This window comes from Dyadobacter beijingensis DSM 21582 (genome assembly GCF_000382205.1).
Lineage (GTDB): Bacteria > Bacteroidota > Bacteroidia > Cytophagales > Spirosomataceae > Dyadobacter > Dyadobacter beijingensis.
On the sequence record NZ_KB907786.1, the window covers coordinates 495,326 to 515,543 of the forward strand.

Here is a 20,218-nt window from a genome sequence, read left to right on the forward strand (position 1 = left end):
AGTGTGTATAATTTGTTGGATAATAATACTACCCAACAAATTTACAAAGAATCACTTACCATTCATCCACTCCTCGATCGCCTCCGCTTCCAGCGGAATACCGGCCATCAGGTCTGTATTTCCATTCTCCGTGATCAGGATATCGTTCTCCAGACGAATACCCAGGCCTTCTTCACGGATGTAAATCCCCGGCTCGCAGGTGAAGACCATGCCGGGTTCGAAGCGGCGGTATTTGTTGCCGACGTCGTGGATGTCCAGGCCGAGGAAATGGGAGGTGCCGTGGGGAAAGTATTTTTTGTAGGCGGGCCAGTCGGGGTCCTGCTTTTCAATATCTTCTTTTGTGATCAGGCCCAGGCCAATGAGCTCGCTTTCCATGATCCGGCCGATTTCCTGATGGTATTCGTCCCAGATGTTGCCGGGTACGAGCAGGCCTTTTGCCGCTTTGAAAACGCGGAGTACGGCGTCATATACCTCGCGCTGGCGCTTGGTGAAGCGGCCGTTCACGGGAATGCTTCGGGTGAGGTCGGCGCCATAGTTGGCGTATTCGGCGGCCACGTCGAGCAGGATGATGTCGCCGTCCTTGCAAACCTGGTCGTTCTGAATGTAATGCAGCACGCAGGCATTCGCGCCGGAGGCAATGATCGGCTGGTAGGAAAAGCCTTTCGAACGGTTGCGGACGAACTCGTGGAGCAGCTCGGCTTCGATCTCGAATTCGTGTACGCCTGGTTTGACGAATTTCAGCACGCGTTCGAAGCCGAGTTTGGTAATGTCGCAGGCTCTTTGCAGCAGTGCAATTTCCTCCGGTTGCTTCACGGCGCGCAGCTGGTGCATGAGCGGAGCCAGGCGCACGAGGGTATGGATCGGGTAGCGGTTCTTGAAATCCTGAATATACCGTGCGTCGCGCGATTGCACCTGCGAGTCGTTGCGGGTGTGTTCATTCGTATTGAGATACACATTTTCCGCCTCGAAAACGATGTTGCCGAACACCGTTTCGAACTGGTGCGTCCAGTAAATGCTCTGAATGCCGGTGAGGGCACGGGCTTGTTCCTTGCTCAGTTTTTCACCTTCCCAAACGGCGATCAGCTCATTGGTTTCGCGGAGGAAAAGCACCTCCCGGAACCTGGGATCGGGATGATCGGGGAAAATAAGCAGCACCGTTTCCTCCTGATCGACGCCCGTGAGGTAAAACAGGTCGCTGTTTTGCTTGAAGCCCATCGTGCCGTCCGCATTGGTCGGCATAATGTCGTTGGCATTAAGAATCACCAGCGATTTCGGTTTCAGTAGGGTCGTTAAACGGCGTCTGTTTTCAATAAAAAGCTTTTGGTCGATGGGGGAATATCGCATGTCTGTATTTTTTCGGATCAGGTAATTTAATTTGTAAAATTACGTTTATCTTGTTCAAAAATTCTAAACTTCCGCAGTGATGCAAAATGCGTAAATGGCGGCGGAAATGCAGGATTAATAGTTTCATTATACCAAATTGATTACAAATACCTAACTAATATCCTTGATGAGAAGGTTGCTTTTGCTTGCGTTTGCGTTGGTGCCGATGGTGTTGTCAGCAAGCCCGAAATATTGGATTTATCTGAAAAACAAAGATCTGACAGCCGGTCCGGCCGTATCCCCGCTGACGCTCGAAAACCGTCAGAAACTGGGTCTGGCAATTTCCGATGAAACCGATTTGCCCGTCAACAAAGCATATGAATCGGCATTGCAGGGGCAATCCGTTAAAATCATCAATCGTTCCAAATGGCTGAATGCCGTCTCCGCGAACCTCACGAGCGAGCAGGCGATGAAAGTGCGCGGGCTGGATTTCGTGGCGGACGTCGTGATGATCGATCCCGGTTTTTATGTAGCCAAAACACAGCCGATCGAAAAAGCGCAAATGGCGCCGGTGATGTCGCAGGTACAGGCTAATGCATTTTTGAAAGAAAATATCACCGCGAAGGACGTTACTATCGGCGTGATCGACGCCGGTTTCTACGGGGCGGATTCTTCGCTCTCGCTTTCACAGGTTTTTACCAATAAAAGAATACTCGGTATCCGCGATTATGTGAAGCCCGGCCGCGCCGGCGACCTGCTGTTCAGCACCGCCGAGTCATTCTCCGATATGCACGGCACCGAAGTGCTTGCCGCTATTTCGGGTATCGATTACCAGGACCAGATGCAGTATGGCATGGCTACCAATGCCAAGTTTTACCTCGCCCGCACCGACTATTCGATGCGCGAGTACCGGGGCGAGGAAGATAACTGGATTGCGGCGATGGAGTGGATGGACAGTCTGGGCGTGCGTCTGATCAATACTTCGCTGGGTTATGCCAAAGGTTTCTCCGATCCAAAAGAAAATTACACCCCGTCGCAAATGGACGGTAAAACGAGCGCTATTTCGAAGGCGGCACAGATCGCTTCCGATAAAAAAGGCATTATGATCATCGTTTCCGCAGGCAACGAGGGGGACGACAAGAGCTGGGGCATCGTGTCGGCACCGGCTGACGCGAAGGGCGTACTTTCGGTAGGCGCTACCAACGGCAAGCTTTGGAACCGCATTGGTTACAGCAGCGTAGGGCCGGAGTTTCTGTCTTACGTGAAGCCGAATGTTTCCTGCTTCTCACTATACGGAACGTCGCTTTCGGCACCGGTGATCACCGGTTTCGCGGCATGCCTGCTCCAAGCGAATCCCCAGCTTTCGAACAAAGAGCTGATCTCGCTCATTGAGAAATCATCGCACTTGTATCCTTACGGAAACAATTTTGTAGGCTACGGCGTACCGCAGGCGTCCCGTGCGCTGGCGCTCGCGAAGGCGCCTTATTTGCCCAACAATTCCAAACTCATTACCGCCAAAGGCCGCACCTGCGAAGTGGATGTGACGAGCCAGGATTCGATGGTGGCGATCTACCGCAAGAAAAACGAAAAGGACGTGATCGCGCAGCAGGTGGCAAAAGTGCAGAACGGCAAAGTGTCGCTCAAACGCCAGAATAACGAGAAATTTACCACCATCGACCTCCGTGATTATGTGGTGGAAGTTGAATGGGATTGAGGCATTCGGTGAATGCATTCCCGGTTATGGTGATCTTCGGAGCCTTGCTTCTTCCAGGTCCAGCTCATGTTCTTTGGCACGGATCAATGCGTCGGAGCAGGCTCTTTCCTGCCTTAGCTTAACAATCTCCTCTCTTTTTACTTCAATAATCTCCAGCAGCATCGCGCGGTATTTCCGCACATAGCCGATCGACGCATTATCTTCCGAATGCAGCAGTTTGTAGTCGGCCATTTCGATGATTTTCTCATAGCGGTCTTTTAATAGCCGGAATGGTTCGAAATCCTGTATTTCGCCGTCGTAGTTGGATTTCATGTAGTCCAGGCTCACGGTCGCGAGGCGGGAGTTGATCAGCGCATTCTCTTGGTCGGCATTGTTGCCGTCGTCTTCTATTTTCAGCCATTTGATCAAATATGGAAGGCTTAATCCCTGGAAAACGAGCGTAAAGAGTATCACGACGAATGTGATGAAGAGGAACAGGTCGCGGTGCGGGAATGGGCTGCCGTTGACCAGCAGCGGAATGGCCAATGCCGATGCCAGCGACACCACGCCGCGCATACCGGCCCAGGCGACGATGAATACGGGCTGCCATTTCGGCTGCTGCGGCTCCTTCCGTCGCACCGAAGCGAACATCCTGGGAATGTAGGTAGCAGGGTAAACCCAGATAATGCGGATAAGGATTGTGACGAGGCTGATAATGACCGCATAGGAGATCAGCTCTGCCACGGTGTAGTCGTTCAGGCCGGTGATCACTTCGGGCAGTTGGAGGCCGATGAGGATGAAAACAATGCCGTTGAGCAGGAAAACGACCGTTTGCCAAACGTAATTCGTCTGCATCCGCGACTGATAGGTAAAGAGCTCGTGCGCCCGGAAGCTCAGGAACAGCCCGCCGCTCACGACCGCCAGCACGCCCGAATAGTGGAAATGCTCGGCGGTAATGTACATCAAATAGGGCGAAATGAATGTCAGCGCAGTGTCGATGCTTGGCGTGGTCGGGAAAAAGCGGTGCACAACATACAGTACATGGGCAATCGCAAGGCCGATAATGACCCCCATGACAGCCACCATCAGAAAATCGACACCGGCCTTCCACAAAACAAAATTGCCCGTTTCGATGGTCGCCAGTGCCACGCGGAATACGATCAGCGACGAAGCGTCGTTTACCAGGCTCTCGCCTTCGAGGATGGTTACCACACGTTTCGGGACTTTGATCCCATGCAGTACGGAGGTCGCCGCAACGGCGTCGGGCGGGGAGATAATGCCGCCCAGGACAAAGCCCATCGCTAATGTGAAGCCGGGGATAATCGCGTGGGAAATGTAGGCGACGGCTGTTGCCGTGAACACTACCAGCCCGATGGAAAGCAACCCGATCGGCCTGCGCGCGGCCCAGAATTCTTTCCAGGAAGTGTTCCAGGCGGCTTCGTAGAGCAGGGGCGGCAGGAATATCAGGAATACCCAGTCGGGTTCGAGCTGGAAATGCGGCATGCCGGGAATAAAACTGATCAGCAGGCCCGCGATGACAAGGAAAATCGGGTAGGAGATGCCCACTTTTTCGCTCAGCATCGTTAGCATGGATACGACAAAAAGCAGCGAGATAATGAGCAGTATATTTTCAAGAACCATATTTAAAAATCCGTAGAAAGAAGATATAAAAGTATATAAATTGTAACTTTAACATGTAATAACTTTTGTGTGTGGTCGAGCACGCAAATGGAAATTTTGGTTTATATTAGCAGAAAAAATAGCGGTTTTGTTTATCTTTAATGCCTTTAAGAACCTGAATCACTGGTATTAGAAATCCAAAAATCGATAAAAACAGTCATTCCATCACCTAATCCTTTAATTGCAATGAGTACTTCTCGGAGAGATGTCTTGAAAATGGCGGGAGTAGCACTGGCGGGCAGCGCGCTGCCAACCTTCGCGATCCTGAACCCTAACCGCGCCTACGCAGGCGTGAACGCAGATACCCTGAAAGTAGGGTTGATCGGTTGCGGCGGCCGTGGTTCCGGTGCAGCCAACCAGGCTTTGAAAGCAGACCCTAACGTGGTGCTGTGGGCTATGGGCGACATTTTCAAAGACAAAATGGACGCGTCGCTCGAAAACCTGACCAAAGTGCACGGTCCAAAAGTGAAAGTGGATGAAGGACGCAAGTTCATTGGTTTCGACGCTTACAAGAAAGTGCTGGAATCAGGTGTGGATGTAGTGCTCCTGGCAACGCCTCCCCATTTCCGTCCCGAGCACCTGACTGCCGCTATCAATGCCGGCAAGCACGTTTTCTGCGAAAAACCCGTAGCGGTTGACGCCCCCGGCGTTCGCAAGGTACTGGACGCTGCCAAATTGGCCAAACAAAAGAATGTATCCCTGATGTCGGGCTTCTGCTGGCGCTACCACGAGCCGAAACGCGCGAGCTTCGCACGTATCCTCGACGGCGCGGTGGGCGACATCACGGCAATCTATAATACTTATGATACGGGTACATTGTGGTCGTTCCCACGGGTATCCGGCTGGACGGACGCGGAATACGTACTCCGCAACTGGACTTACTACACCTGGCTCGCCGGTGACCACATCGTGGAGCAGGCCGTGCACAGCATCGACATGATGGCCTGGGCAATGGGCGGTAAACTGCCGGTTTCGGTAGTAGGAACGGGCGGTCGCCAGGTGCGTACCGACTCATTGTTCGGTAACATTTTCGACCACTTCTCGGTCGTTTACGATTACGACAACGGCGTGAAAGGCTTCCACCACTCACGCCAGCAGGCCAACTGCGAAAACAGCTACCTCGTACAAACATTAGGTACCAAGGGCCAGGCAATGGTGAACTGTGCACGTAACGTACACGAAATCACCGGTGCTAATCCCTGGAAATACGATGGCCCGCAAAACGATATGTACCAGACAGAGCACAACGAACTGTTTGCGTCGATCCGGAGCGGCAAGCTCATCAACGACGGCGAGTTCATGGCGCACAGCACACTGACCGCCATCATGGGTAGAATGGCAGCCTATACCGGCAAGCGCGTCACCTGGAATGAGGCATTAAACTCCACCGAGAAGCTGGGGCCCGATACTTACAGTTTCGACATGAAGCCACCGGTTGTAGAGGTGGCCAAGCCAGGTATCACTGCATTCTCCTGATACCTCATGCAAAGAAGAGATTTTCTGAAAAACACCGCCATGGCAGCATCTGCCGTGGCGGTGGCTTCTTCGGTCATGCCGGCTGCTGCCGCAGGGACCGAAGCGACTGCTATGCCTGCGGCGGCACGCCCGATGGTGAAAAAAAGCTTGAAATGGGGTATGGTTAAAGAGGATTTGTCGATCATGGATAAATTCAAACTCCTGAAAGACCTCGGCTACGACGGCGTCGAACTCGACTCGCCCGACAAGCTGGATATGAAGGAAGTGCTGGCCGCCCGCGATAAAACCGGTCTCGAACTGCCCGGGACGGTCAACTCCATGCACTGGAAGCTCCCATTGTCGGACCCGGACCCAAAAAAGCGCGAAGAATGCGTCAAGTCCATCGAAAAGGCATTGTACGATACGAAACAGTACGGCGGGACGACCGTTCTCGTAGTGCCGGGCGTCGTGAATGCGAACGTCACCTACGCGGAAGCGTACGAGCGCTCGCAGGCGGAAATCCGGAAGCTGTTACCTGTGTGTGAAAAAACAGGCGTCAAAATCGCGTTCGAGAACGTTTGGAACCAGTTTTTGCTCAGCCCGCTGGAAGCAGCGCGCTACGTCGACGAGTTCAAGCACCCGATGGTAGGCTGGTATTTCGACGTGGGCAACGTGCTCCGTTACAGCTGGCCCGTTTCGTGGATCGAAGCATTGAACAAGCGCATTCTCAAACTGGATTTGAAGGAATTCAGCTTTAAAAAACAAAACGACCTGGGCCTCTGGAAAGGCTTCGATGTGGAATTCATGGAAGGCGACTGTAACTGGGCCGAAGTGAATAAGGCATTGCAGAAAATCGGCTATTCCGGCTGGGCATCCGCCGAAGTTTCAGGCGGCGACCGCAAACGTTTATTGACCATCCGTGAGAAGATGGATTTGGTTTTCAATGCGTAATTACGGTTGTTACAAATCGTCATAAAGCCCGGTTCTTCCGGGCTTTTTTTGTGCCTGTTTTGTAGCATAGAAATGTGGTTGGAAATTTTCAACTTGCGGTAACATCAGCACATTGTAACACACTATATCATATGTACCACGAAGTGATCGATTCGCTGAAAAGCGTCTTGCCCGTGCCCGAATGCGTACTCGCCGGTTTTTTGAAATACACGAAAATCATCCGCGTCCCGAAAGGTAAGTTGCTGCTATCGGAAGGCGATTGCTGCGATAAACTCTGGTTTCTGGGCAGCGGCCTGGTCAGGGGTTTTCATGCCATAGACGACGGTCACGGCGGCTTACTCGACTTTACGGAATGGTTTGCAGCCCCTAACGAATTCTTTATCAGCGCCGAAAGCTTCCTCCGGCAAACACCGGCCCGCGAGTGCATCGAAACCCTGGAAGCATCCGAGGTCATCTACATCTCCCGCACAGATCTCTACAGTCTTTACGAGCATTACCCTGAGACGAACAGCATCGGCCGGATGATCGCCGAACACTTCTGCCTGTCGCACATGCAGCAGCTCCGCGAACTCCGCACACTCTCCGCCCCGGAGCGGCTCGAAGCATTTCGCACCCGCTCCGGCGACCTATTCCGCCGCGTCCCGCAGAAGTACATCGCCTCCTACCTGGGCATTTCGGAGAACTACGTCAGCAAACTCAAAGCCCGGCGCTGAATTTCCTTCCTTTTTACAGGTCCGATCCTGGGTTTTCCCAGAATGGGTGTCGTAAAGAGTAGTTTTATTTGTATTCAAAAGCACACTTAGTTATGAAACAGATTATACACGCACTTACATGTGGGTTTTTCGCCCTGATTTTGGCTCGTGGAATGGCAAGAGGCCAGCCTGTCGCCGCCGTAGCGAAAGTGAAAGAATATATTGATCAGGATGTGAAAAGGCATCGTTGGGAGTTGAATGTCAATGTTCATTCAATCCTAGTCCAGAATGCGAACGGAAGGGCCACATATCCTTTTTTGTTGAAGCTGAATTACGGAACGCTGCCAAAAAACAGAGCATGGCGTTTTCTTGCAAGCCCCTATGTGAATCACATCCAACAGAGTACGATTCCCGATACCGTGAATAGCTCACACGGTAAGGTTGACAACGTTTTTTGGGAACCCATGTTTGCCCTTGGGCACGAATGGCAGTACACGAGCGGGCGAACGAGTCTGTTTACCGGCTGCGATCTCGCTACGCATTTTAGCCTAAGTAAGGTGACATTGCATGATCAACTTTTTGAAGACGAGAACGGTGTTTCCATGAGAGGGACTCAGGTTCTCAAATTAAGGCATGACTTGGTTTGGCTTGGTGCCTTCACAGGTGCCAGGCTTGCTTTAAATCATCGCATTAGCCTGTCTATCGAGAGTCACTTTCTGCTTACCTATTCCAAAGACATAGCTAGCAGCCATTTCAATGAAAGGCGAATCTCATATAGTGCAACCACTTCACTCGGGGTGGTTCCGATACCATTGTACACGATCAATTTAGGCTACAATTTCTAACATTATACAACCTATTATTATGAAACCTTTCAAAGTTATTGCGTGCTTCTTCCTGCTTTTCGCATCTCATTGTGCATTCGCGTTGGTTGACCCGATAGTTTACATTCAGGGGACAAAGGCGAGCTCTATTTTCGATGGGATTGATTTTTATGGGTTGGAACCGAGCGGAGGCACCTATCATAACGAGTACTACTACTTTCCAAAGATTGTTGTCGATCTTCAAAACAGTAGCGTACCGCAAAATGCTGCTGTAACTTACGAATGGATAATCGTGGGCGGGACTGCCGTGAGTTCAAAAACGGTGGAAAATTTTAGTGCAAGGTGGAACAACACCGTCAATTATAGCAGTGGAGTTCCGACAAAAACACTTCGTTTGAAGGTTACCTATACCTGGACGCCGATGGGTGGTTCAAAACAGACCAAAGTCATCACCAGCATCCGGTCAAACGGTGTGAACGAAGCGCAACCTATTGAGGTGAAATACATCAGCGACCCAACGACGATCACTTTTAATGGCTCGACCCTTAGCAATAACAACACGCTTCTCTATGCGTGCGGCGCGGCGCAGAAGACGATCTCCATCCCAGGGGTTGCAACCGATCCGAATGCACCAGTCACTTACTACTTCTTCTATCCCAACGGTTGGACCGGGCCAGCAACCTCTAATGTACCATCTGTAACGGTCACCACGCACGTTAACCAGGGAGGCACGATTAAAGTGGAGGCGAAACGGAATGATAGTAATAATTTCAGAACCAAAATTTCCATCACGATCACGAGGCCCCTGCCGACGAAGCCAGTGATTAATTCACCGGACATTTTGCTTTGCAACCCCCAAACAATCACCGCCAGTGCGAGCAATGCAACAAGCTACAACTGGACATCTACGGGGGGAATTACTGCAAATTCTCCTGGTAACACCAATTCCGCACAGATTACCGGTGTCTCGGATGGGACCGTAATGGTTTCGGCGACATCGTCTGTATGCGCGATGACGACAGCAAACAGCAACCCCATCAATGTCAAACGAAGCGCCCCGCAGCCCGCTTCGCTGCTCGTAACGGCCAACGGTGGTGGTTCGCCGGATTTTATGTGTAACGGCGCGGGCGTCTTGTTGAGCGCCTACACGGCCGAGCCGGGGACGCAGTTTGGGATATGGACGTCGAGCGACCCTGGTAACACGATCCTCAATGCAAATGGCGGGACTGCCTATTTCAATTCTTACGTCAACAACTGTTACGGCATCGACATTACCGTCAGCAACTGCTTCGGTTCTGTGCAAAAAGGAATCACCATTTGCGTGGATAACTGCGCGAAAGGAATGCCGATTTACAAGGTATTCCCCAACCCGGCGAAAGATCAGGTGAAAATTCAATTTGACAAAGGGCGGGCAACGGATCAATTGCCGCAGGTAGCCCGATTGCTAAGCGAGGTCGGCGCTAAGGAAGTGAGGGTTATCCAAATAGCCGAATTATACGGCACTGCGGCATTTGAACAGAATAGAACGATTGAAATACCCGTCAGCGATTTGCCACGGGGAACTTACTACCTGATGCTGTTGAATCGGGACGGTTCTTGGGATGAAGTTCGCGTAGTATTGGAGTGATTTTCAACCATTTAAACACACTATTTATGAAGCATTTAAAACGCTACGCATTGCTGTGCGCACTATTTCTGTGCGTTTTCGCCTGCTCGAAAGATAAAGACGTGAACGTCGGTTCCGACCAGTCGCGTCTTTCCAAAGACAAATTCCTGATCACCCAAAGCGAAGCCCTCGCATTGATAGGAAAATCGCAGCGCAACGCGCGGACGACGGAAGCCATTCCGAAGGAGGCTGAGGGCATGAAAACTTTCGCCGACAGGCAGGGCCGTCTGATATTTTTTGTGATTACCTGCAAAAACGACCTGGGGTTCCTGCTGCTTTCCGCCGACAAGCGCATGAAACCCGTTCTCGCCTTTTCCGAAAGCGGCACATTCGACCTGGGTACGGACAACCCCGGCATTCAGCTCTGGAAGGATTTGATCGCCGAAAATGCAGCCGGCGTGAGGCAGAACACAGAAGCACACATTAATATCATCAACGAATGGCGGCAATTTGAGGCGGGTGAAGGGGCAGGTTTCCATACGACAGACCAACCAGTGTGGACGCCGGAGGCGAGTTGCGAATACTTTGTAACGCATCCCATTCCACCGAATGTGACGGTGCAGCATTTGACGCATAATCTGGCACGGTGGGGGCAATGGGAAGCATATAATGCGCATTGCCCGGCCGGGATCACGGTCCCTAATTGTACCAAGTCAGGCACTTTTCCCTGTGGTGCGGCAATCTTGCACATCTGCTCCGTGACATAGGAAAAGCAACGGGTGCAACTTACAACACCATAATCCCGGCTTTTGGAATACCGATGTCAGGTTCAGGTTGTCAGACATGGATGGAGCCTGGCAAAACGGATGATATATAACAGCGGTAATATGAAAGCATATATTATTATCCCCAACTAGTATGGCAAAGCTTGGTTTATTCTTAACCTATTGGTTGTTCCTCAAAGGCTGCGTAGGGCCTCTTCATGATCACAACTTCGCTTTAAACAATGCAGACGGCCGCTACATCATGACTGCGCTGATAGATATAACGCAAGGAAGAGCTATACCCGTTGAACGAGCCGCGGAAAAAAGGTTGGTACGCATTACCTGGATACCGACAGATTCGATTAACAATTACGACAGCGTCTTTCTGGACCAATCTTATTTCTATCGGTTCAAGTTCTATGATGTGAACGAGAATGAAACGCTATCCTTTCAAGCGGCGCCTGGTGGTGTGGGGTACGATGAGAAACATTATCAGGAAAGTCAATGGTTAACTATCAGTGATAGTACAGGCATCCTGGTAGTGCTCGAAAGGGATTCAGGCCGGGGTGTTACAACGCGTTTGATGATTAGTAACATCATGAAAAGCACATCCTACCGGGAAGATCTGGACACAATCCGGTATATCTATCGCATGAAATTCAACTAGCGGCACATGGGCTATTTCCGGATGCCGCAGTGGATTGCTCGCGGCATCCGGAAATTTATTTACTCACCTTATACCGCGCCCGGGCGTAGTATTTTAAAGTTGAAATCTTCAACTGCTTGTCTTTCAATGCAATCAGCTTGTATTCCTTGAATTCCCCCTGCTTATCCAAAAAGCCGACCACGCAGGATTCCTTGGCCGGACCTTTGCGGACTTCCACTTTGGGCATAATGCCGAAGTTGGGGATCGTGAGCGTGTCTTCGGCTTCCTGTACCATGTATTCGATCTTCATCAGGAATTTGAAGGTCTCCTTTGTCTCGTAAATGTCCACGGCCAGGCGCCAGTCATTGAGGTCGTCTTTGACCTTTTCGCTGTAACTCGCGACGGGGCTGTTTTCGACTTTGTCGCGTGTGAGCGGGATCGTGTCGTTGATGGCTTTGCCGGAATCGTCGCTGCCCGACGTGGTTTCGCTGCTTTTTTCAGGTTTATTGCAGCACAATAATGCTAAAAGAAGTAAAAAGCTGTAATGCTTCATGGAAAATCGTTGAGGTTTGTTGATAGGGCTACCTGTTTGCAATATACCTTTGTTATTTGCATTAAAAGAAATATTTTACTCAATGTATGATCAAGAAATTATTACCAAACCTGCCTTTTGCACCCCTTAAACAGACATGGCTTTAAACTATATTTTCGTTTCCTTTTTTGTGATTGCCTTTCTGATTGCATTCGTGCAATTCATTTTTACAGGCGATGTGCAAACTTTCAAAGCCATTACGGAAGGGATGCTCAAAATGGCGGAAACGGCCGTGATGGACATCGCACTGCCGCTCACGGGCGTGATGACGTTCTTCCTGGGTATTCTCAATGTCGGTGAAAAAGCAGGCATTATCCACGTGATCGCCCGTTTTATCGGCCCGTTTTTCAACAAACTTTTTCCCGAAGTCCCGAAAGATCACCCGGCCAACGGCCAGATGATCATGAACTTTTCCGCCAACTTCCTGGGGCTTGATAATGCCGCGACGCCATTCGGCCTGAAGGCCATGCAAAGCCTGCAAGAGCTCAACCCCAACAAGGATACCGCCTCCAATGCCCAGATCATGTTCCTCGTCCTGCATACTTCCGGTTTGCAGATCATACCGCTGTCCATCATCGCCCAGCGCGCAATCCTGGGCGCGGAAAGCCCGTCGGACGTTTTCATCCCGTGCGTGGTGGGAACGTATGTGACCACCGTTGTAAGTATGATCATCACGGCTGCATGGCAAAAGATCAACCTGTTCAACCGCACCGTGATGCTTGGCCTCGGGAGCGTGACGGCAATGATCGCATTGATATTGTGGTATTTATCCGGCTTGCCGAAGGAGCAGATCGAAACGGTATCGATCCTGGCGGGCAACTCGGTGCTGTTGGGTGTGGTGGCGATGTTTTTGGGTTGGGGGATGTATAAAAAAGTCAATGTATTCGAAGCATTTATCGAAGGGGCAAAAGGCGGCTTCACTACTTCCGTGACCATTATACCTTATCTAGTGGGATTGCTCGTGGCGATCAGCGCATTCCGCAGCTGCGGCGCGATGGACTACCTGATCGACGGCTTGAAATGGCTTTTTGCGACCACCGGCTTCAATACCGACTTCACCGACGCATTGCCCGTTGCACTGATGAAACCACTGAGCGGCAGCGGCGCCCGGGCGCTCATGATCGACGCGATGAAGCAATTCGGGCCCGATTCATTCATCGGAAGGCTCGTTTGTATTTTCCAGGGCTCGGCCGATACCACCTTATATATCGTCGCACTCTACTTCGGTTCGGTCGGTATCAAGAACACGCGGTATGCCATTGTAGCAGGCCTGATCGCTGATTTGATCGGTGTCATCGCCGGAATATGGCTTGGCTACCTGTTTTTTCACTGATTAGAAGGCATATGCCGGAAATCGCCCTTTACCACGGAAATGCAACCGTCCGTACCAAATGGATGGTCGCATTTTGAGGTAACCACTAATATTGATCATCTAACTCTAAACCGCTTATGTTTCATTCTTTACGCTATTCCGCACTGGTTTTGGCTTTGTTTTGGGGTGTAACCGTGCCCGGAACCGTTTGCGCGCAAAAAAATGTAGACCAGCCGGCCAACACCTATTCGCTGGAAGACTGCATCCGGATCGCCCTTGAAACTAACCCGCAGGTCAAGCAATCGGAGATCACCGTTCAAACCAACGGCAACACTTACGAGCAGTCGAAATGGCAGCGGTGGCCGAGTATCAGTTTCAGCGCCAGCCAGGGTTTCCGGTCCGGCCGTAACATCGATCCCTTCACCAACCAGTTCGTTCAGCAGAATGTGAGCTCGAACAACTACCAGCTCGGTGGCCAGGTGACGCTTTTCAGCGGTTTTCAGATCAGTAATAATATCAAATTCAATAACGCCAATTATCAGGCGAGCGCGAAAGACCTGGAAGCGTCGCGCAATGACATTATGCTCAACGTCGCGCTATCCTATTTGCAGGTTGTGAGTAACGAAGAGCTGATTATCGTCGCCCAGCGTCAGGTGGATGCTTCCAATTTGCAGGTGGACCGTACCGCCAAGCTGGTGGAAGCAGGGACATTGGCAGAAAGCAATCTCCTCGATTTGAAATCGCAGCTGGCAAACGATGAACTGGCACTCGTAAATGCCCAGAATAACCTGGAAACGGCCAAGCTGAATTTAAAACAATACATGAACATGCCTGGCAGCGAGGTGATCAACGTCGTGAAGATCCCCGTGAAAGACCCGACCTTACAGGCATACGATGCGAGCATCCAGGAAATTTATGAAACCGCATTGAACAACCTGCCGCAAATGAAAGCGGCCAACCTGCGCATTGAAGCTTCGAAAATCAATGTCGATCTGGCGAAAGGAGCAGGAATGCCTACCTTGACACTGAACGGTGGCGTTTACACGGCCTATTCGAGCGCGGCACCGAAAGAACGATTCGTGGGCGACGGCTCCGGCAACACCACGATCGACGTCCCTTCCACGACCGAGTATGTGATTGTTGACAACAAACAGGTGCCCATTGTACAGCGCATTACCGCGCCGAACGGCTCCATACAGAGTTTCCGCTATTTTAACCAGCTCGATTTTAACCGTAACTCGGCCATCAACCTGAACCTCTCGATCCCGATCTTCAACAATTTCAGGACGAAATACAATGTGGCCAATGCCAAATTGCAGCAGAAAACCTACGAATACCAGGCCCAGCAAGTGCAGCTGACGATCCGCAAAAACGTGGAGCAAGCCTACATCGACATGACGAATGCCGCCAAACGCTACTCCGCCACCGTGAACCAGGTGCGCGCATTGACGGAAACATTCCGCGTATCGCAGGTACGTTTCGACGTCGGCGCGATCAACTCCGTGGAGTACAATATCGCGAAAGCAAACCTCGACAGGGCCAATGGTAACCTGGTGCAAACCAAGTACGATTATGTTTTCAGGACCAAAATCCTGGATTTCTATATGAACCGCCCACTTTCTGATTTCTAAAATTCTCCGTTTTATCAGCAACCAATCTTAAAAATCGTAATCAAAAAAATATGGCACGTAAATCTTCGAAGCAGATCTGGTGGATAACGGGAGGTGTGGTGGTGTTGCTCTTGGTTGGTTTGTTTGGGGCAAAACAGGCAGGCCTCATCGGTAAACCCAAGACAACGGAAGTGGAGTATGCGGTAGTCAAGAAATCGGACATTATCGAGCGCGTGAGCGCGTCGGGCAAGGTGCAGCCCGAAGTGGAAGTGAAGCTCAGCCCCGACGTTTCCGGGGAGATCATCGCATTGAACGTCGCCGAAGGCGATTCGGTGGTGAAGGGCCAGCTGCTGCTGAAAATCCGCCCGGACAACTATGAATCGCTCATGGCCCGTGCGCAGGCTTCGGTCAATTCGAGCAAGGCCAACTACGAGCAGACCAAGGCGATGGTGGCACAGGCCGAGGCGCGCCTCGTGCAGGCGAAAGCCAATTACGACCGAAACAAGAAACTTTTTGCCGATAAAGTCATTTCATCGGCCGATTTCGAATCGTTCGCGTCGAGCTTTGGCGTGGCGCAGCAGGACGTGGAATCGGCAAAAGCCAATGTGGCAGCGGCGCTTTTCAACATCAAAAGTGCAGAGGCAAGTATGCGGGATGCGGCGGAAAACCTGCGTAAAACCAATATCTACGCGCCGGTGAGCGGCATTGTTTCCCTGCTGAATGTAGAAGCCGGCGAACGCGTGGTAGGTACTTCGCAGATGGCCGGTACGGAAATGATGCGCATTGCCAACCTGGCCGACATGGAAGTGCGGGTGAATGTGAATGAAAACGACATTGTGCGGGTATCGATCGGCGATACGGCGGAGATCGACGTGGATGCTTACAGCTCGTCGGGCCGCAAGTTCAAAGGTGTGGTGAAGGAGATTGCCAACACCGCGGCGGGCCTTGCCTCGCTATCGTCCTCATCGACCGCGGCGGCGAGCACATCGGCGGATGCGGTGACGGAGTTTCAGGTCAAAGTGAAAATCCTGAACGAGTCATTCAAAGACCTCATGAGCGCGCGCTCCAAAAAGTCCTATCCGTTCAAACCCGGTATGACGGCCTCGGTGGAAGTCATTACGGAGCGTAAAAACGGCGTGGTATCCGTGCCGATCGCGGCGGTAACCACGCGCGGAGGCACGGCGCAGGTAATTCCCGGCTCGGGCGACGGCAGCAATAACAATGCACCGGCGAACGAGGACGACGATAAGAAGCCCAAAAAACAGGAAGTGATCAAGGAAGTGGTATTCATCGATGTGAACGGCAAAGCGGAAATGAAGGAAGTGAAGACCGGTATCAGCGACTTTGAAAACATTGAAATACTCTCCGGACTGAAAGCCGGTGACAAGATTATCTCAGGGCCGTATATAGCTGTATCCAAAAACCTGAACAACGGTGACCTGGTGGAAAAAAAGAAGGAAGAACCGAAAAAAGATTCGAAAAAATCAAATGAAAACCCGAACTGATGCGTTGTAAAAAAGTAATAAGTTCGATTTAGTTTAGGTTAAAAAGGAAAATCCTTGCGGCTTTGCTGCAAGGATTTTTTATTTTCATCGATTTTGGCCCCATATTTCCGCTAAATTCTGACATTACCTCCGAATGAGTTTATTCAATCATATCAAAATCGCTGTGATCGGCGGCGGCAGCTGGGCTACCGCGCTCATCAAGATCCTTTGCGAACAAAACAACGTCCAGATCCGTTGGTGGCTTCGTAACCAGAAGGATATCGACCACATCCGCAAGTTCAACCACAATCCGAGCTATCTCAGCGACGTCGTGCTTTCCCCGAAAAAGGTGAAGGTTTTTGAAAAAACGGCAGACGCCGTCAAAGGTGCCGATTATGTGATCCTGGCAGTGCCCGCCGCATTCATCCAGGAATCGTTGCAGCATCTTTCGGCGAAGCATTTGCAGGGAAAACGCATTGTATCGGCCATTAAAGGAATGGTACCCGAGAAAAACGCCCTCGTAACCGACTGGGCCGCCGAAGCATTCGGCATTGAAATGAAGGATACCTGCGTGATCGCGGGACCTTGCCACGCCGAGGAAGTGGCTTTGGAAAAACAATCCTACCTCACCATCGCGTCTACGGAATGCCCCGCGGCCGAAGATTTTGCCCAGCTGATGACCTGCCGTTACGTCACGGCCAATGCGCTCGACGACCTCTACGGCGTGGAGTATGCGGCGATCATGAAAAATATCGTCGCGCTCGCGTGCGGGATCACGCACGGGCTTGGGTATGGAGATAATTTTCAGGCGGTACTCGTATCCAACGCCATGCAGGAGATCGGCAGCCTCGTGACGGCCCTCGACCCGCGCGAACGAAACCTCAGTTCCTCCGCCTACCTGGGTGATTTGCTCGTAACAGCCTATTCGCAATTCAGCCGCAACCGGCTGTTCGGAAATATGGTCGGCCGCGGGTACAGCGTCAAGGCGGCCCAGCTCGAAATGAAGATGATCGCGGAGGGGTATTATGCCACGAAGAGTATCCACGAGCTCAACAAGACTTATCACGTCAATTTACCCATTACCAGCGCGGTGTACAGCATTCTGTACGAAGAGCAGGCACCTGCCGCGGTGATGAACGAGTTGAAGAAGTTGCTCAAATAGTAGCCCTTTTTCCGTTCCTGCGGGTATTTTGCAAAACGTTCAACCTTTTTTTAATCCATGTTAACAAACAGAAAGCAAACTATCCGGCTCGCGGCCTCACTACTGCTGGGGTCCATTGTGATGACGTCCTGCGGCTCTAAAAAGACGGAAACGGCTGAAAACAAGCAGGCCGACTCGCTCGCGAACGACAAGGAATTTGTGTTCGGCGACCAGCGCCCGTTCCCGCAATGTCACGCATCCACATTGGTAAAGCTCGACGACGGACAGTTTCTCGTAGCATGGTTTGGCGGTACCGAAGAAAAGAACCCCGACGTGGGCATCTGGCTCTCGAAAGGCAGGCCCGGCCATTGGAGCGCGCCTATTGAAGTAGCCAAAATCCGCGAGGATGCGCACTGGAACCCGGTTTTGCAAAAAACCGCCGATGGAAAGGTGATATTGTATTTCAAAGTAGGGAAAGAGATCGCGCAATGGGAAACCTGGGTGAAAACTTCTGCCGACAATGGTGAAACATGGTCGGAGGCTTATGAGCTCGTGAAGGGTGACAAGGGCGGCCGCGGACCGGTAAAAGATAAACTGATCGAGCTATCGAACGGCGACTGGCTCGCGGGGGCCTCCAACGAGGTGAACCGCTGGGAAGTGTTTGTAGACCGTAGTACCGATAAAGGTAAGACCTGGACGGCCAGCCCGTATTTCAAGATCGATACGATGGAGATCAAAGGGAAGGGCGCGATCCAGCCTACCTTGTGGGAATCCGAGCCGGGGCAGGTGCATATGCTCGTGCGCACGACGGGCGGCGTCATCGGGCGCAGCGACTCCAAAGACAACGGTAAAACATGGTCTGAAATTAAAAAGACTGCATTGCCCAACCCGAACAGCGGTATCGACCTGACCAGGCTGCCGGACGGCACATTGGTACTCGCCTACAACCCGGACGATCATAACTGGGGCTCCCGCTCGCCGCTGTCGCTGATCCTATCATACGACGACGGCCAGAACTGGACGGATAAAATCGATATTGCTACCGGCAAAAAAGAGGACGAATATTCTTACCCGGCCGTGATCAGCTGGGGCGATTCGGTGGCCGTTACCTACACATTTAACCGCCGCAAAATTGCATTCTGGACGGGTAGCAAGAAAGATATCGTCGATCTGGCGGCGAAAAACAAGAAATAACACTCAAAAGCCCCGCAGCTCGATATCGTAAGACTCCATCATTTCAACGCGTTTGCCCATCTTTTTCTGGATGATGTTGAAATGATGGACGTCTTCGGGGCAGATCAGCGAAATGGCCTCGCCCGGATTTTCGGCCCGGCCGGTGCGGCCAATGCGGTGCACGTAGTCTTTCGGAGACCTCGGTAATTCGAAATTGATCACAAACGGCAGAAACTGAATATCGATCCCGCGAGAGGCCAGGTCCGTCGCGACCATGACATTCAATTTTCCCGATTTGAACTTATTCAAAGCCTCGGTGCGCGCACCCTGGCTTTTTTTGCTATGCATGGCCGTGGCATCAATGCCGTTTTTTCGCAACTTTTCTACGAGGTTATCGGCCGTGCGCGTCGCCGAAACGAATACCAGCACTTGTTTCATTTCCCTACTTTTAATCAGATATCTCAACAACGGGCCCTTGCGATCAGGGTCAACATAGTACCCGGTTTGTTTAATGAGTTCAATGTCAAGCTCTTCTTCTTCAATTTCGATTCTGACCGGGTTTCGGAGCTGGTTTTTATTAATTTGGTCCACCTCATCACCTAAGGTAGCCGAGAACAGAATGCTCTGGCGGTTTTTGGGAAGCAGGTAAAATATGTCACGCATTTCGTCGGCGAAACCCATATTCAGCATCTTATCCGCCTCGTCGAGCACGAGAATGCGGGTTTCGGAAAGACTGAGCGCTTTGAAAGAAATGAGTTCGAGCAGTCGGCCGGGCGTCGCCACGAGGATTTCCACATTTTGCAGCGAGATCATCTGCGGATTAATGGACACCCCGCCGAATACCGCCAGGGTTTTGACCTTCCGCGGTAATTTTTCTCCAAATGTCTGAAAAACAGCGCCGATCTGCATTGCCAGCTCGCGCGTCGGCACGAGTACGAGCGCCGTGATATGCCGGTTTTTGGCATGCGCCCGGTTCTGGAACGATTCCAGGATCGGCAATACGAAGCCCGCCGTCTTGCCGGAGCCGGTTTTGGCAATGCCCAGCACGTCATTTCCTTTCAAAATGGCCGGAATGGCCGCTTGCTGAATGGGATAGGGTTGAGTATAATTCTGTTCAGCAATGGTTTTTAGTAATGGTTCGGACAGTCCGAGCGATTGAAAGGAAGTTACGGTCTCCGTCATGCGGTTTTTGGTTAATGATCGGTGCAAAGATAGGACTACCTGTGCAAAAGCTACTGTCGCGGCCGCGAGCGAGAAATTTTCAGTCACCAG

At 51.4% G+C, this 20,218-nt stretch carries 17 protein-coding genes; 13 read left to right on the forward strand and 4 right to left on the reverse strand.

Translation table 11 applies throughout. The annotated features are described in order from the left end of the window. Positions 1-51 precede the first annotated feature (51 nt). Positions 52-1,344: an aminopeptidase P N-terminal domain-containing protein gene (locus H144_RS0102120; RefSeq protein WP_019940378.1), complete on the reverse strand. Its 1,293-nt coding sequence runs from the start codon at positions 1,342-1,344 to the stop codon at positions 52-54. A 166-nt stretch (positions 1,345-1,510) separates the two neighbouring features. On the opposite strand from H144_RS0102120, the gene H144_RS0102125 reads away from it, so the two are divergent. Continuing rightward, complete coding sequence (locus tag H144_RS0102125) at positions 1,511-3,037, forward strand: S8 family serine peptidase (protein ID WP_026350346.1); 1,527 nt, start codon at positions 1,511-1,513, stop codon at positions 3,035-3,037. 24 nt (positions 3,038-3,061) lie between these two features. On the opposite strand, the gene H144_RS0102130 is transcribed toward H144_RS0102125, so the two are convergent. After that, complete coding sequence (locus tag H144_RS0102130) at positions 3,062-4,657, reverse strand: Na+/H+ antiporter (protein ID WP_019940380.1); 1,596 nt, start codon at positions 4,655-4,657, stop codon at positions 3,062-3,064. Between the two features lie 255 nt (positions 4,658-4,912). On the opposite strand from H144_RS0102130, the gene H144_RS0102135 reads away from it, so the two are divergent. From H144_RS0102135 to H144_RS0102165, 7 genes are all read left to right on the forward strand, one after another. Then, a complete protein-coding gene (locus H144_RS0102135; RefSeq protein ID WP_019940381.1) occupies positions 4,913-6,172 on the forward strand; it encodes a Gfo/Idh/MocA family protein in 1,260 nt (419 codons plus the stop codon). A gap of 6 nt (positions 6,173-6,178) precedes the next feature. Continuing rightward, on the forward strand, positions 6,179-7,102 hold the full coding sequence (locus H144_RS0102140) for a sugar phosphate isomerase/epimerase family protein (RefSeq protein WP_019940382.1): 924 nt from the start codon (positions 6,179-6,181) through the stop codon (positions 7,100-7,102). Positions 7,103-7,233: 131 nt separating this feature from the next. Next, positions 7,234-7,815 (forward strand): Crp/Fnr family transcriptional regulator, encoded by a 582-nt coding sequence (locus H144_RS0102145; protein ID WP_019940383.1) that lies wholly within the window; start codon positions 7,234-7,236, stop codon positions 7,813-7,815. A gap of 92 nt (positions 7,816-7,907) precedes the next feature. Beyond that, on the forward strand, positions 7,908-8,639 hold the full coding sequence (locus tag H144_RS0102150; RefSeq protein ID WP_019940384.1) for a hypothetical protein: 732 nt from the start codon (positions 7,908-7,910) through the stop codon (positions 8,637-8,639). A 19-nt stretch (positions 8,640-8,658) separates the two neighbouring features. Beyond that, on the forward strand, positions 8,659-10,245 hold the full coding sequence (locus tag H144_RS0102155; RefSeq protein ID WP_019940385.1) for a T9SS type A sorting domain-containing protein: 1,587 nt from the start codon (positions 8,659-8,661) through the stop codon (positions 10,243-10,245). A gap of 26 nt (positions 10,246-10,271) precedes the next feature. Then, positions 10,272-10,991 carry a Spi family protease inhibitor gene (locus tag H144_RS0102160; protein ID WP_019940386.1) on the forward strand — a complete coding sequence of 240 codons (720 nt, stop codon included), beginning with the start codon at positions 10,272-10,274 and terminating at the stop codon, positions 10,989-10,991. A 151-nt stretch (positions 10,992-11,142) separates the two neighbouring features. Beyond that, a complete protein-coding gene (locus H144_RS0102165) occupies positions 11,143-11,655 on the forward strand; it encodes a hypothetical protein (protein ID WP_019940387.1) in 513 nt (170 codons plus the stop codon). 55 nt (positions 11,656-11,710) lie between these two features. Here H144_RS0102165 and H144_RS0102170 read toward each other — a convergent pair whose 3' ends face one another. Next, on the reverse strand, positions 11,711-12,187 hold the full coding sequence (locus H144_RS0102170; RefSeq protein ID WP_019940388.1) for a hypothetical protein: 477 nt from the start codon (positions 12,185-12,187) through the stop codon (positions 11,711-11,713). 136 nt (positions 12,188-12,323) lie between these two features. Here H144_RS0102170 and H144_RS0102175 point away from each other — a divergent pair, with 136 nt between their 5' ends. The 5 genes from H144_RS0102175 (at position 12,324) to H144_RS0102195 (ending at position 18,967) form a co-directional block, all read left to right on the forward strand. Then, on the forward strand, positions 12,324-13,559 hold the full coding sequence (locus tag H144_RS0102175; protein ID WP_019940389.1) for a spore maturation protein: 1,236 nt from the start codon (positions 12,324-12,326) through the stop codon (positions 13,557-13,559). Positions 13,560-13,675: 116 nt separating this feature from the next. Further along, a complete protein-coding gene (locus tag H144_RS0102180; protein WP_019940390.1) occupies positions 13,676-15,169 on the forward strand; it encodes a TolC family protein in 1,494 nt (497 codons plus the stop codon). Between the two features lie 50 nt (positions 15,170-15,219). After that, positions 15,220-16,653, forward strand: a complete 1,434-nt coding sequence (locus H144_RS0102185; RefSeq protein WP_019940391.1) for an efflux RND transporter periplasmic adaptor subunit — start codon at positions 15,220-15,222, stop codon at positions 16,651-16,653. A 133-nt stretch (positions 16,654-16,786) separates the two neighbouring features. Further along, on the forward strand, positions 16,787-17,794 hold the full coding sequence (locus H144_RS0102190) for an NAD(P)H-dependent glycerol-3-phosphate dehydrogenase (RefSeq protein WP_019940392.1): 1,008 nt from the start codon (positions 16,787-16,789) through the stop codon (positions 17,792-17,794). Between the two features lie 57 nt (positions 17,795-17,851). Beyond that, on the forward strand, positions 17,852-18,967 hold the full coding sequence (locus tag H144_RS0102195; RefSeq protein WP_026350348.1) for a sialidase family protein: 1,116 nt from the start codon (positions 17,852-17,854) through the stop codon (positions 18,965-18,967). Between the two features lie 3 nt (positions 18,968-18,970). Here H144_RS0102195 and H144_RS0102200 read toward each other — a convergent pair whose 3' ends face one another. Beyond that, entirely contained in the window at positions 18,971-20,128 is a 1,158-nt protein-coding gene (locus H144_RS0102200; RefSeq protein WP_026350349.1) for a DEAD/DEAH box helicase, read from the reverse strand. Between the last annotated feature and the right edge of the window lie 90 nt (positions 20,129-20,218).

Coding starts and splice junctions, on each gene's coding strand:
- H144_RS0102120 (WP_019940378.1), bottom strand. CDS start 1,344: ATGCGATATTCCCCCATCGACCAAAAGCTTTTTATTGAAAACAGACGC.
- H144_RS0102125 (WP_026350346.1), top strand. CDS start 1,511: ATGAGAAGGTTGCTTTTGCTTGCGTTTGCGTTGGTGCCGATGGTGTTG.
- H144_RS0102130 (WP_019940380.1), bottom strand. CDS start 4,657: ATGGTTCTTGAAAATATACTGCTCATTATCTCGCTGCTTTTTGTCGTA.
- H144_RS0102135 (WP_019940381.1), top strand. CDS start 4,913: ATGGCGGGAGTAGCACTGGCGGGCAGCGCGCTGCCAACCTTCGCGATC.
- H144_RS0102140 (WP_019940382.1), top strand. CDS start 6,179: ATGCAAAGAAGAGATTTTCTGAAAAACACCGCCATGGCAGCATCTGCC.
- H144_RS0102145 (WP_019940383.1), top strand. CDS start 7,234: ATGTACCACGAAGTGATCGATTCGCTGAAAAGCGTCTTGCCCGTGCCC.
- H144_RS0102150 (WP_019940384.1), top strand. CDS start 7,908: ATGAAACAGATTATACACGCACTTACATGTGGGTTTTTCGCCCTGATT.
- H144_RS0102155 (WP_019940385.1), top strand. CDS start 8,659: ATGAAACCTTTCAAAGTTATTGCGTGCTTCTTCCTGCTTTTCGCATCT.
- H144_RS0102160 (WP_019940386.1), top strand. CDS start 10,272: ATGAAGCATTTAAAACGCTACGCATTGCTGTGCGCACTATTTCTGTGC.
- H144_RS0102165 (WP_019940387.1), top strand. CDS start 11,143: ATGGCAAAGCTTGGTTTATTCTTAACCTATTGGTTGTTCCTCAAAGGC.
- H144_RS0102170 (WP_019940388.1), bottom strand. CDS start 12,187: ATGAAGCATTACAGCTTTTTACTTCTTTTAGCATTATTGTGCTGCAAT.
- H144_RS0102175 (WP_019940389.1), top strand. CDS start 12,324: ATGGCTTTAAACTATATTTTCGTTTCCTTTTTTGTGATTGCCTTTCTG.
- H144_RS0102180 (WP_019940390.1), top strand. CDS start 13,676: ATGTTTCATTCTTTACGCTATTCCGCACTGGTTTTGGCTTTGTTTTGG.
- H144_RS0102185 (WP_019940391.1), top strand. CDS start 15,220: ATGGCACGTAAATCTTCGAAGCAGATCTGGTGGATAACGGGAGGTGTG.
- H144_RS0102190 (WP_019940392.1), top strand. CDS start 16,787: ATGAGTTTATTCAATCATATCAAAATCGCTGTGATCGGCGGCGGCAGC.
- H144_RS0102195 (WP_026350348.1), top strand. CDS start 17,852: ATGTTAACAAACAGAAAGCAAACTATCCGGCTCGCGGCCTCACTACTG.
- H144_RS0102200 (WP_026350349.1), bottom strand. CDS start 20,128: ATGACGGAGACCGTAACTTCCTTTCAATCGCTCGGACTGTCCGAACCA.